This is a genomic window from Pseudomonas sp. Sample_11 (genome assembly GCF_004307505.1).
Lineage (GTDB): Bacteria > Pseudomonadota > Gammaproteobacteria > Pseudomonadales > Pseudomonadaceae > Aquipseudomonas > Aquipseudomonas atacamensis.
Map to the genome: position 1 here is coordinate 23,607 of NZ_RCOD01000018.1, position 12,633 is coordinate 36,239.

A 12,633-nucleotide genomic window follows, 5' to 3' on the forward strand; every position below is an offset into this window, starting at 1 on the left:
GCGATTCTCCCGAAGTTTTCTTCAGGCGTGGCGAGGCCGGACCGCTGAATCAGCGGCCGGCGTCATACCACACAGATTGTTGGGAAGATTTAGAAGCGCGCTTTGGGCGTCGCCACAGGAATCGGATGGCTGCCGTCGAGAGGCAGGAAACGACCCTGGTCCGCGTCGTAAGCTTTGATTTCGCTGGTTTCGATGTTGTAGACCCAGCCATGGATGAACAGATGACCGTTCGCCATGCGCGAGGCTACCGAAGGATGGGTACGCAAGTGCTGCAATTGGGCGATGACGTTTTCCTCGGTGAGGATCGGCATGCTGTCTTTTTCGTCGGTGCAGTTGCAGTTGTCGTGCACCATGGTTTTCGCGACTTCAGCGTGGCGCAGCCAGGCTTTGACCGTCGGCATTTTTTCCAGGCTGTCGGGGTTGAGTACCGCGCGCATGGCGCCGCAATCGGAGTGGCCGCAAATGATGATGTGCTGCACGCCCAGCGCCAGTACCGCGTATTCGATCGCGGTGGAGACGCCGCCGTTCATCTGACCGTAGGGCGGCACCACGTTGCCGACGTTACGGGTAACGAACAGATCGCCCGGCGAGCTCTGGGTGATCAGCTCGGGAACGATGCGCGAGTCGGCGCAGGTGATGAACATCGCCTTGGGCGCCTGAGCGGTGGCGAGCTTCTTGAACAATTCTTCCTGCTGCGGAAAAACGTCATGGTGAAAGCGTAAAAAGCCATCAACGATCTGTCGCAGTGCTGCATCGGCGGATTGTGCTTCAGGGCTTTGCGCCGAGGCAGCCAACGACTGTTTATCCTTGTCACTCATGATTCATCCTCTTGTGCGGATTCAGGGAGTCTTCCCCGGTATTCCGGTATGAAGCCAGTGGCTGTTTAAACCATCCGGGTCATCCCGACCCGTCAGTCACTCGATGAACAAGGTAGCCGCCGAAACTTAACTGAAACTGAATCAAACGCTCTAGAACGTGTGTTCCAGGTCACAAAAAACGTGACCGGCGTGTTTCGGCGGAAGGATTCCAACCCGTCAACCCAAAGCCAATTGTCGCTAAATCAACGACATCTGGCGACCCGGCGGACAGAAGGCCGAGCAGTCGAGGTTATAGCCCTCGCGTTTGTTCAGGCCAAGCTTTTTGATGGCCTTGGCAAATCTTTGTGCGAGCAGGTCGGCAAACGGCCCTTCACCACGCATCCGCGCGCCGAATCGACTGTCGTAGAGTTCACCGCCGCGACTCTGGCGGATCAGGCTCAGCACATGGCCGGCACGTTGCGGATAGTGCGCCTGCAACCACTCCTCGAACAGCGGAGCGACTTCCAGCGGCAGGCGCAGCATCATGTAGGCAGCGCTTTGCGCACCGGCAGCGTGGGCCTCGGTGAGCAGGCTTTCGATTTCGCTGTCATTGATCATCGGAATCATCGGCGAACACAGCACGCCGACCGGAATGCCTGCTTCGCGCATCACCCGGATCGCGCGCAGGCGTGCCTTGGGCGCGGCGGCGCGCGGTTCGAGGGTGCGTTTGAGTTCATCGTCCAGTGTGGTCAGGCTGATCATCACCGACACCAGCCGTTGCTGCGCCAACTCGGTCAGCAAATCGAGATCGCGCAGAATCAGTGAACCTTTGGTGACAATGGTCACCGGATGCCGGTAACGCAGCAGCACTTCCAGGGTCTGACGGGTGATTTTGTATTCGCGCTCGATGGGCTGATACGGGTCGGTATTGGAGCCGAGATTGATCGGCGCACATTGATAGCCGGGTTTGCTCAGTTGTTCCTCGAGGACCTGGGCGGCATTGGTCTTGGCAATCAGCCGGGTTTCGAAATCCAGGCCCGGCGACATGTCCCAATAGGCGTGGCTGGGCCGTGCATAGCAATAGATGCAGCCGTGTTCGCAGCCGCGATAGGGATTTACCGAACGGTCGAAGGGCAGATCCGGCGAGGTGTTGCGGCTGATGATCGATTTGGCCTTCTCGATGATCACTTCGGTGTTTTGCGTCTCTGGCACTTCCTGATACCAGCCATCGTCCTCGGCCACTGAACGACTCGGCGCAAAACGGTTGTGCGGGTTGGTTGCGGTGCCGCGACCGCGAGGTGGCAATGGAGTAGACATGAAAACACCTCGATACTGTATATGCGAACAGTATCGGGGCGATCCTCATCTGGCTAGTGCCGTCGGGCGAGTGGTCAGTTGTGGTTGTTCATGTCCGCTACGTTCGGGGAGGGGGGCAGCATCCAAGGCAATTTCTGATCGTAACCGACGTTCCTACAACTGTGTGCACATACACCCTGTCAGATATGACAGTAGACGTGGTTGCAAGCGCCGTCTTACGTTAAAGCCGGATGACCAATAGTGGCTTGCCAACCGGAATGGATTGAATGTGATGCCAATCAGAATTTTGCTTGAAATTGCAGACATGGAACGCGACGGAAGTCCCGAGGTTGTTTTTTATCATTACGGCGATAACGCCACCGAAATGATGGACTACGACTACGCGCTATTTGCCTCTTCAGCGCAGGCAAACGATCGCTATGACCTCCTTTCCGAAGAGGTTATCGATAGCGACGGGGATGGCGATATCGATAACCATGACAAGAGACTGTACTTGCAGTTGGCGGATGCGTTTGTGCAGTTCAGAGGTCTGAAGTCGACTCGATGAACACCGCTGACTCAACATGCGAGTCATGTCGTGCCAGCGGTCTGTCGACACATTTCGCTCAGTTATGCGAGGTGAGCTGCCCAAGATCGTCACCGGAGGTCTGCTTCATATCCTCCGTACGCAACTCGGCAACATCGGCAGCTTTCACCGGCGCACCCTTGTTGCCCCAGCTGCCACGAATGAAGCTCACCACATCCGCGACTTCCTGATCCGACAGGCGCCAGGCGAAACCGGGCATGGTGAAGGTCGATGGCGCGGTGTGCGTTGCCGGCAAAGTCCCGCCCTTGAGCACGATGTGGATGAGCGAGGTCGGATCGTCGGTTTGCAGCACCGGATTGCCCGCCAGCGCCGGGAACACCCGGGTGTAGCCATGGCCGTCGGTACGGTGGCAGGCCGCGCAGTTGTCGATGTACACCGACGCGCCGCGTTGGCTGTCGTCACCGTTCCACAGCGCTTTGGCTACTTTCTGGTCGTACTGATGCGGCTGATCCGCCGGGTCATTGGCCGGCAGTGATTTGAGATAGCGGGCAATCGCGGTGAGGTCGGCGTCGCTCATGTATTGCATGCTGTGGGTGACCACATCACTCATGCCGCCGAATACTGCGCTGCGATCACTGCGCCCGGTCTTGAGGAACTGCACCAGTTGTTCTTCGCTCCAGCTGCCGAGGCCATCCTTGTGATCGCCGCGCAGGCTCTTGGCGATCCAGCCTTCCAGCGGTGCACTGCCGGCGAGGAATTCGCTGCCGTCCGCCGCGCTCAGGGATTTTTCCTGCATGGTCAGCGCACGCGGGGTGTGACAGGCGCCGCAGTGGCCGAGGCCTTCGACCAGATATGCCCCGCGATCAATCACCGGATCGGCCGATGTGGCCTGGTAATCCTCGACCTTCGGTGCGAACAGCCAGCGCCAGCCCATCAGCGGCCAGCGCATGCTCAACGGCCAGGGAATGTCGCTGGCCTTGTTCTCCTGCGCCACCGGTTCGACGCCGTGCATGAAATACGCATACAGCGCTTGCATGTCCGCCTGGTTGACCCGCGCGTAGGACGGATAAGGCATCGCCGGGTACAACGTGCTGCCGTTTCTGGCCACACCGTGGCGCACGGCCTGATCGAAGTCCTCGAAGCTGTAATCGCCCAGGCCGGTTTTATCCGGGGTGATGTTGGTCGAGTAGATCGTGCCGATCGGTGTTTCCATCGGCAGGCCGCCGGCGAACGGCTTGCCGCCCTTGGCGGTGTGACAGGCCACGCAGTCACCGGCGCGGGCGAGGTATTCACCTTGCTTGATCAGATTTTGATCAACATCGGCCGCATAAATTGCAGTGCTGCCGAGCAGGGCGAGGGTGGCGATAACGAAAGTTTTCATGGTCATCGCTCCTTAAGCCTGCACCAGCGGGCCGGGGTTTTTCAGGTATTGCTCGCGGATCGCTTTCGCCGACCAGTAGGTCAGCGCCGCCACCAGTCCGGTCGGGTTGTAGCCCAGGCCCTGCGGGAACGCCGAGGCGCCGGGGACGAACACGTTGTGCACGTCCCAGCTCTGCAAATAGCGGTTCAGCGCGCTGGTCTTCGGATCGGTACCCATGATTGCGCCACCGTTGAGGTGGGTGGTCTGGTACGAGGCGGTGTTGAAGTGGTCGCCGACCTGCTTGCCGATCACCGCAATGGCTTTCGGGCCCATGGCTTGGGCGATCTTGCCCATTTTCTCGACCATGAAGCGGTTCATCTTGATGTCGTTTTCCTGCCAGTCGAAGGTCATGCGCAGCAGCGGCAGGCCGTAGGCATCGCGGTACACCGGATCGAGATCGAGGTAGTTACCACGGTAGGACTGATGCGCGCCGTGGGCGTCCATCGACACCTGGTGGGTGTAGTAATCGGCGGTGGCACGTTTCCACGCACTGCCCCAGGCCGGAGTGCCCGGCGGGTTCGAGGTGCCGGCAATCGGGCGGCTGCCAGCCTGGTTGACCCACATCGGCGAACCGCCGACGAAGCCGTGCGGCCCGTGGTCGAAGTTGTCGGCGTTGAAATCGTCTACCGCCACGCCGTTGCCGCCAGCGCCAATGAAGTTGTTGGTGTGGGTGTCCTTGTCGAAGAAGGCCTTGATGGTCGCCATATTCTGGTAGGCGAAGTTACGCCCGACCACGCCTTCGCCGCTGATCGGGTCGTAGGGTTTGCCGATCCCGGAGAGCAGCATCAGACGCACGTTGTGCAGCTGGAACGCGCCGAGGATCACCAGGTCCGCCGGCTGCTCGATCTCGCGGCCCTGGCCGTCGATGTAGGTGACGCCGGTGGCTTTGGACTTACTGCTGTCGAGATTGACCCGCAGCACATGGGAGTTGGGCCGCAGCTCGAAATTCGGCAGGGGCTTGAGCGCCGGCAGAATGTTCACGTTCGGCGAGGCCTTGGAATACATGTAGCAGACGTAGCCGCTGCAGAAACCGCAGAAATTGCACGGCCCCATCTGTGCGCCGTAGGGATTGGTGTACGGCCCAGAGGTATTTGCCGAAGGCAGGTTGTAGGGTTTGTAACCCACCTCTGTAGCCGCTTTGCCGAACAGCTGTGCGGATACGGTGTTCTTCTGCGCTTCAAGCGGGAACGGGTTGGAGCGATCCGGCGCGTAGGGGTTGCCGCCCTTGCCCTGACCGACCAGTTGACCTTTCACCGTCCAGGCCTGGCCGGAGGTGCCGAAGACTTTTTCCGCGAAGTCGAAAAATGGTTCCAGCTCTTCATAGCTGACGCCGAAATCCTGGATGGTCATGTCCTTGGGGATGAAGCTTTTGCCGTAGCGTTCTTCGTAATGGCTGCGCATGCGCAATTCGATCGGGTCGACGCGAAAGTGCACGCCCGACCAGTGCAGACCGGCGCCGCCGACGCCATTCCCCGGCAGGAACGCGCCCAACTGGCGGTTGGGCAGGGCGATATCATTGACGCTGTGGCGAATGGTCACCGTCTCTTTGGAGATGTCCTGAAAGAGCTTTTTCCGCACGCTGTAGGTGAGTTCGTCGATCACCTGCGGATAGTTGCCGTCGGGGTAGGTGTCCTGCATCGGCCCGCGCTCCAGCGCCAGCACGTTCAGACCCGCTTCGGTCAGCTCTTTGGCCATGATGGCGCCCGTCCAGCCGAAACCGACGATGACTGCATCAACCTTCTTCATTACCGTTGCCATGCTTACGCCCTCTCGCCGCGAATCGACACTGCCGGGAAGGGGTATTGCTCGTTGCGTTCCACCCAATCCATGAAATCGGCGCGGGCGCCGGGGAAACCGATCATGGTCCAGCCGACCATGCCTTTATTGCCACCGTGGATCGGGTCGCAGAAGAAACCCTCCTTGGTGTTTTGCAGCAGCAGATTGAAGAAAATCTTCGCCGGCACCGCATCGAACTGCGGCTTGCCGGCTTCCAGTTGCTTGAGCAAATCGTCTCGGGTAGCGCTGTCTTGCTCGGCAAATGTTTTACCGCTGAGACCTTTTACCCACTGATCCGTGGCGGCGATGCCGAGGCGATAGATGTCTTTGGGCACCAGTTTGCTCTGCCAGCCCATCTCCGGCGCAGCGTCGGCATTGAATGGGCCTTGCATGTACCACAGGGCACCGGCGGCGTACGGCGTGTTCATCTGCCGGTCGATGTATTCCGGCACGCCGGCTTCAAGCGCGCCCGGGCCCTGCGCATCGTTGGGGATCAACTGGGCGACGGCAGCGTTGATGAACGCCCATTCTTCGGCGGTGAAAAAGCTCGGCTGATACTCACCGGCGCCAGCCGCGGCCGGTTTTGCTGCGGCAGGCGCCGGAGTGCTTTCAGGTGCGGCTTGCAGCACGCTGCTGCCCAGGCCGGTACCGGCAAGCGTGACCACCGGAATCAGGGTCAGGGATTTGCGCAAGAACTCACGCCGCGGGTTGTCTCGATCTTGATCAGACATGGGGGGCACCTCATCAGGCATAGAAGTCAGCCGCTTCTGCGAGCAGCTCGAGGAATTTTGCGTCGCGATGACGAGGGTCTGTCCCGAAAAAGGGCGCCACGTCTGCAACATCATGTGACAAATGGTAGCAGGCTAAGCATCAAGAAAAACCGTTTTCCTGGAAAAAAGCCCGGTGAGGCGCCGATTCACGTTTCTTTGACGGCCGGCTCACGGCGTATTGACCGCTTGATAGCGAAGCTGCAATTCCTCCCATGAAGATTGCCGAAACGGTCAGCCCAGCATGTCTCGAGTGCGCTTTTTCCCCGCGTTATGTTTTTCGCTTGTTGCCCTGTTGCATGGCATTGCCGCCCGGGCGGCCGACGCCACGGCATCTCGCCCGGCCGAGTGGGCACAGCCGGTTGAGGCGCAGTTCAACCTGTTCCGCATGTCACCGACGCTGTATCGCAGCGCCTTGCCCAGCCGCAGCGCGGTGCCGCTGTTGAACGATCTGCATGTCGTTACCGTAATCAACTTCCTGCCTGATGCTGATAGCGACTGGCTCTCCGCGTCGGGCATCAAGCAAGTGCAACTGCCGTATCGCACCAATCACGTCGACGACAGCGATGTGCTCAAGGCTCTGCGCGCGATTCAGTCCGCCGAAGCCGACGGCCCGGTGCTCATGCACTGCAAGCACGGTTCTGACCGCACCGGTCTGATGGCGGCGATGTACCGCGTGGTGGTGCAGGGCTGGAGCAAAGAGCAGGCGCTCAAGGAAATGACCGAGGGCGGTTTTGGTGACAGTCAGCATTTCCACGACAGCGTGCGCTACGTGATGCAGGCCGATGTCGATCGGTTGCACGAAGCCCTGATCAATGGCGAATGCAGCACCAGTGCATTCGCCATGTGTTCGATGAGGAGCTGGTTCGACTCGGCGCACGTCCAGCGTTGATCAGCTCAATCGGCTGGTGCAGGAAACAGCGCGCTGTCGATCGGTTTACCCAAGAACGCTTGCAGCGCGGCGGGGAGTGACTGTCTGTCTCCCGACAGCAGGTGTTTGCGCAGGTCCCGGCCCGTCTGTTCATTGAACAGACCTTCACGTTCGAAGCGTTTGAATGCCTCGCTCGCCAGTACACCCGACCATTTGTAGGCGTATAGCGAAGCCTCGTAACCGGTGACCAGATAATCGCAGCTGTTGGCGAAGCGGCAGTAGGCTGGAATATGCAGGCCCGGGAATGCGCTTTGCACATCCGCCATCACTTGTTGAACAGTGCGACCGTCGCCGTGACTGCAATGCAGTTCGAAGTCGAACAGCGCGCTCAGCAGCAGCATCGCCGTCTCTCGGCTGCGCTGGATGTCGGTGGTGGAAAACGCGGCGTCGGCCTGCGTTTGCGACAGGCGCTCACCGCTCTGATGATGCGTACCCAGCCAGCGCAGGAATTGCCCGGATAGCGCCCATTTCTCGAACAGCTGCCCGACAAACTCGGCAGCGTCGCGGCTCAGTTGCGAAATGCCGGAAAGATTGTAGTGCGGCGAATGTGTCAGCACGTGATGCAGGCAATGGCCGAATTCGTGCAGCAGCACGCGCAGATCCTGATGTGCCAGCAGATTCAGCCCGTCGGCGGCGGCCGTGTAATTGCATTGAAGCGAGGCTATCGGCAGTGATGGCCGGCCTTCCGCACTGATCCGTCGGTTGCGCAGTACACCTGTCCAGGCGTAGTCGGCGCCAGCGGCGCGGTGGAACGGGTCGATGTAGATGAAGCCGACCGCTTGCTCATGCTCGCTGACTTCGAACAGGCGCACGTTTTCGTTGAAAGTCTCCAGGCGGATATTTTCGCTGATCCTGATGCCGAACATGTGCTCACTGAAGCGGCACAGGCTCTGCAGTATGGCGTCCAGTGGAAAAAACAGGCGCAGGTCCTGCACCTCGCCGCCCAACTGCTTCAGGCGCAATTGCTCGGCGAGGAAGTCGTGATCCCACGCTTCTATCTGATCAATACCATACTGGCGTGCAGAGGCTTGCAGGTCATCGGTTTCGCGCGCAAGCGCCGCTGCATTGAGGGCGATCTGCTGCTGCAGAAAACGGCGGACCTGGTCAGTATCCACGGCCATGCGGTCGAGCAGTCGCAGCTGAGCGAAGTTGTCGAAACCCAACAGCCGGGCTTTGGCATGACGCGCCGCCAGCAGCTTGTGCAGCACCGGTCCGTTGTCGAAGCGGCCGGCGTATGGCCCCTGATCCGAAGCGCGGGTGCACCAGGCTTTGAAACACTCTTCACGTAAACCGCGGTGCCGCGCCCGCTTCATGACCTGATCGTAAGTGTTCTGATCGAGTGTCAGCCGCCACCCGGACAGGCCGGCATTTTTGGCATTGGCGGCCAGATGCGCCTGCGTTTCGGCCGGCAGTCCTGCCAACAGCGCTGCATCGTCGATGTCCTTGCTCCATGCAGCGTTGACCGATCTGAGATTGCTCATGAAGCGCTTTTCCAGCAGATCGATTTCGCCGTTCAATCGCGTCAGATCCTTGCGCTGCGCACTCGACAATTCGCTGCCGGCCAGGTGAAACCTGCGCAGGATTTTCGCCAGCGAGGCTTTGCGTGCATCACTGAAGCTGGCGGCTATGGAACTCTGTGCCAATCGTTGATAAACCTGGAGCAACTGTCGATTGCCGGCCTTCGCAGCCTTGTAATGCTGCGCAGCGTGGGTGCTGAGCGCTTCCTGCGCCAACCACTCGGGATCATCGGCATGTCTGACCGAAAGGAATTCGATAATCGCCATGGTTTCATTCAGGCGTGCATCGGCTTCATCAATGGCAATGACCACGTCGTCCCAGTTGGGATGCTCAACCTGAGTGGCGATGACGTTTTCGATGATCAGCAGGTTGTCGGCAACGATGCGCTCGACTGCCGGCAGCAGATGTTCGGCGCGTATCGCCGACCAGGGCGGCAACTGCCATTGTTGCAGGAATGGGTTGGTGTCAGGCATGGCGTCTTCCGTGAGTGAGGGCTGGATTGACCAGCCTAATCACGAAGCGCGGGGGCGAGGTGGTAGATAGTTACCGCCACCTGACGACGATCATCGGCAGGTGGCGGTAGTTGTCACTGTTGCTCGTCGGGCTTTTTCTTCAACTTGGGGTTGGGGAAGAACTGCACGGCCTGGACCTTTTTGTCGGCGGCAGGCTTCAGCGCACTGGTATTGACCCGCGTGCCCAGTTCTTTGGGCACCGACAGGCCCTGCTCGTTGAGGGTGTCGGAGTATCCGCAAGCCACGCATTCGCGGTGCGGCACGCCGTCTTCGTTCCACATCATCAACTTGTCCGGCTCGCTGCACGCCGGGCAGACCGCCCCGGCGATAAAGCGCTTCTTGGTGATCACAGGGCCGTCGCTCATGCTGCCGCGTCCTCACTCAGGCCGCTGTGGCGCAACAGCGCGTCGATCGACGGCTCACGGCCACGGAAGTCGACGAACAGCACCATCGGTGCCTGCGAGCCGCCGCGCGCCAGAATCGCTTCGCGGAACGCACGACCGGTTTCAGCGTTGAGCACGCCGTCTTCCTCGAACTTCGAGAAGGCGTCGGCGGACAGCACTTCAGCCCACTTGTAGCTGTAGTAACCCGCCGCGTAACCACCAGCGAAGATGTGCGCAAAGCTGTTGGGGAAGCGGTTGTAAGCCGGTGGACGCATCACCGACACTTCGTCACGCACGCCCTCGAGCACTTGCGCCACGCTGCGGCCATCGCCATGGGTGGCATGCATTTCGAAGTCGAACAGCGAAAACTCCAGCTGACGCACCATCATCAGCCCGGACTGGAAATTCTTCGCCGCGAGCATTTTTTCCAGCAGGTCCTGCGGCAGTGGCTCGCCGGTCTCGTAGTGGCCGGAGATCAGCGCGAGGCCTTCCGGCTCCCAGCACCAGTTTTCCATGAACTGGCTCGGCAGCTCGACCGCGTCCCAGGCCACGCCATTGATGCCGGATACGCCAGCGTGTTCGACGCGGGTCAGCAGGTGATGCAGGCCGTGGCCGAACTCGTGGAACAGGGTGGTCACTTCATCATGGGTCAGCAGCGCAGGCTTGCCGCTGTCGGCCGGGGTGAAGTTGCACACCAGATTGGCGACTGGGCTTTGCAGCACACCGTCGATGGTGCGACGACGGTCGCGGGCGCCGTCCATCCATGCGCCGCCACGCTTGTTGGCGCGGGCATACAAGTCGAAGAAGAAGCGGCCGACGTGCTGACCGTTTTCCTTGATCTCGAACAGGCGGACGTCCGGGTGCCAAGTGTCGAAGCCTTTCTGCTCGGCGATCTCGATGCCGTACAGACGCTGGACGATGGCGAACAGGCCGCTGAGGACTTTGTCGATCGGGAAGTAGGCTCGCAGGGTTTCCTGAGCGACGCTGTAACGCTGCTCGCGAAGTTTTTCACAGTAGAAACCGCTGTCCCAGCTTTGCAGGTCGGCGCAGCCCTGTTCGGCGGCGTACGCGCGCAGCTGTTGCAGATCCTGAGCGGCGAACGGCTTGCTGCGTTGGGCCAGATCGCGCAGGAAGCTCAGCACCTGATCGCTGGATTCGGCCATTTTCGTCGCCAGGCTCAGCTCGGCGAAACTGGCGAAACCCAGCAGTCGGGCCAGTTCCTGACGCAGGTCGAGGATCTCTTCCATCACCGGGCCGTTGTCGTTCTGCCCGGCATTCGGGCCTTGGTCCGAGGCGCGGGTGCAGTAGGCGGCGTAGACTTCTTCGCGCAGCGCACGGTCTTGCGCGTAGGTCATCACCGCGTAGTAGCTGGGGAATTCCAGGGTGATCAGCCAGCCATCCAGACCTTTGGCCTGGGCGGCGGCAGCCATCTGCGCCTTGGCCGAATCGGTCAGGCCTGCGAGGGCGGCTTCGTCGGTGATGTGCTTGGTCCACGCCTGCGTGGCATCGAGCAATTGGTTGGAGAAGCGGCTGCCCAGCTCGGACAGTTTGCTCTGCACTTCGGCGTAACGTTTCTGCTCGGCTTCCGGCAGATCGATACCCGACAGACGGAAATCGCGCAGGGCGTGTTCCAGAATGGTCTTTTGCGCGACGTCGAAACTGGCAGCTTCCGGACTGTTGGCCAACGCTTCATACGCCTGGAACAGTTCGCGGTTCTGGCCCATCTCGGTGGAGTAGGCACTCAGGGCCGGCAGGCACGACTCGTAGGCTTCACGCAGTTCGGCGCTGTTGCACACGGCGTTAAGATGGCTGACCGGGCTCCACGCCGCACCGAGACGATCATTGAGTTCGTCCATCGCCAGCACCAGACCGGCCCAGGTCGGGTTCTTGCCCTGGGTCTTGAGAATTTCGGCGATGGCGGCGCGGTTGTCCGCGAGGATGGTTTCGATGGCGGGCAGGACGTGTTCGGCACGGATCGTGGAGAACGGCGGCAGGTCGTAGGACTGCAAAAGAGGGTTGTTCACGCTCACGGTTGGCACCTTGGCTGGAAGAAACATGCGCCCATCTTAATTACAATCGACACTCACCGCAGCTATCGGCGACAGAGAGAGAACTAATCGTGTCCCTTCGCAAATACCAGAATCACACCCCCCGCTTGAGCAACGGCGCATTCGTCGACGGTTCGGCGGTGGTGATCGGCGACGTCGAAATTGGCGCAGACAGCTCGGTCTGGCCGCTGACGGTGATCCGTGGCGACATGCACCGCATCCGCATCGGTGCGCGCACCAGCGTGCAGGATGGCTGCGTGCTGCACATCACCCACGCTGGCCCATTCAATCCGGACGGTTTTCCCTTGCTGATCGGCGATGACGTGACCATCGCCCACAAGGTCATGCTGCACGGCTGCACCGTTGGCAGCCGCGTATTGATCGGCATGGGCAGCATCGTCATGGACGGCGCCGTGGTGGAAGACGATGTGATCATCGGCGCCGGCAGCCTGGTGCCGCCGGGCAAGCGCCTGCAGAGCGGCTTCCTGTATGTCGGCAGCCCGGTCAAGCAAGTGCGCCCGCTGACCGATAAGGAAAACGGCTTCTTTACGTACAGCGCGGCGAACTACGTCAAGCTCAAGGACCTGCATCTGGCCGAAGGCTACGACCAGCTCTGAACCGCCCTACACCTGCTCGGG

General features: G+C 60.4%; 11 protein-coding genes. 3 read left to right on the plus strand and 8 right to left on the minus strand.

Annotated elements, in window-relative coordinates:
• Positions 1–89: 89 nt before the first annotated feature.
• Both D8U60_RS04015 and D8U60_RS04020 read right to left on the minus strand, forming a co-directional pair.
• Entirely contained in the window at positions 90–818 is a 729-nt protein-coding gene (locus D8U60_RS04015; RefSeq protein ID WP_016772323.1) for a carbonic anhydrase, read from the minus strand.
• A gap of 237 nt (positions 819–1,055) precedes the next feature.
• Positions 1,056–2,114 carry a PA0069 family radical SAM protein gene (locus D8U60_RS04020; protein ID WP_122700366.1) on the minus strand — a complete coding sequence of 353 codons (1,059 nt, stop codon included), beginning with the start codon at positions 2,112–2,114 and terminating at the stop codon, positions 1,056–1,058.
• A 271-nt stretch (positions 2,115–2,385) separates the two neighbouring features.
• On the opposite strand from D8U60_RS04020, the gene D8U60_RS04025 reads away from it, so the two are divergent.
• Positions 2,386–2,661 (plus strand): hypothetical protein, encoded by a 276-nt coding sequence (locus D8U60_RS04025; protein WP_110644694.1) that lies wholly within the window; start codon positions 2,386–2,388, stop codon positions 2,659–2,661.
• 58 nt (positions 2,662–2,719) lie between these two features.
• Here D8U60_RS04025 and D8U60_RS04030 read toward each other — a convergent pair whose 3' ends face one another.
• The 3 genes from D8U60_RS04030 to D8U60_RS04040 are packed head-to-tail and all read right to left on the minus strand — an operon-like array spanning position 2,720 to position 6,567.
• Positions 2,720–4,021: a cytochrome c gene (locus D8U60_RS04030; RefSeq protein WP_130899514.1), complete on the minus strand. Its 1,302-nt coding sequence runs from the start codon at positions 4,019–4,021 to the stop codon at positions 2,720–2,722.
• A 12-nt stretch (positions 4,022–4,033) separates the two neighbouring features.
• On the minus strand, positions 4,034–5,818 hold the full coding sequence (locus tag D8U60_RS04035; protein ID WP_073470773.1) for a GMC family oxidoreductase: 1,785 nt from the start codon (positions 5,816–5,818) through the stop codon (positions 4,034–4,036).
• A 2-nt stretch (positions 5,819–5,820) separates the two neighbouring features.
• Positions 5,821–6,567: a gluconate 2-dehydrogenase subunit 3 family protein gene (locus tag D8U60_RS04040; RefSeq protein ID WP_130899515.1), complete on the minus strand. Its 747-nt coding sequence runs from the start codon at positions 6,565–6,567 to the stop codon at positions 5,821–5,823.
• A 280-nt stretch (positions 6,568–6,847) separates the two neighbouring features.
• Between D8U60_RS04040 and D8U60_RS04045 the strand changes: the two genes are divergently transcribed.
• The gene (locus D8U60_RS04045; RefSeq protein ID WP_130899516.1) at positions 6,848–7,495 is read left to right on the plus strand and encodes a tyrosine-protein phosphatase; all 648 of its coding nucleotides are present in this window, start codon (positions 6,848–6,850) and stop codon (positions 7,493–7,495) included.
• A gap of 5 nt (positions 7,496–7,500) precedes the next feature.
• On the opposite strand, the gene D8U60_RS04050 is transcribed toward D8U60_RS04045, so the two are convergent.
• The 3 genes from D8U60_RS04050 to prlC form a co-directional block, all read right to left on the minus strand.
• Complete coding sequence (locus tag D8U60_RS04050; RefSeq protein WP_130899517.1) at positions 7,501–9,525, minus strand: M3 family metallopeptidase; 2,025 nt, start codon at positions 9,523–9,525, stop codon at positions 7,501–7,503.
• A 113-nt stretch (positions 9,526–9,638) separates the two neighbouring features.
• On the minus strand, positions 9,639–9,929 hold the full coding sequence (locus D8U60_RS04055) for a YheV family putative zinc ribbon protein (RefSeq protein WP_016772316.1): 291 nt from the start codon (positions 9,927–9,929) through the stop codon (positions 9,639–9,641).
• Positions 9,926–11,977, minus strand: coding sequence for an oligopeptidase A (gene prlC, locus D8U60_RS04060; RefSeq protein ID WP_130899518.1), 2,052 nt, complete (start codon positions 11,975–11,977; stop codon positions 9,926–9,928). The genes D8U60_RS04055 and prlC overlap by 4 nt, the downstream gene beginning before the upstream one ends.
• 89 nt (positions 11,978–12,066) lie before the next feature.
• On the opposite strand from prlC, the gene D8U60_RS04065 reads away from it, so the two are divergent.
• Complete coding sequence (locus D8U60_RS04065; RefSeq protein ID WP_130899519.1) at positions 12,067–12,612, plus strand: gamma carbonic anhydrase family protein; 546 nt, start codon at positions 12,067–12,069, stop codon at positions 12,610–12,612.
• Positions 12,613–12,633: the final 21 nt, after the last annotated feature.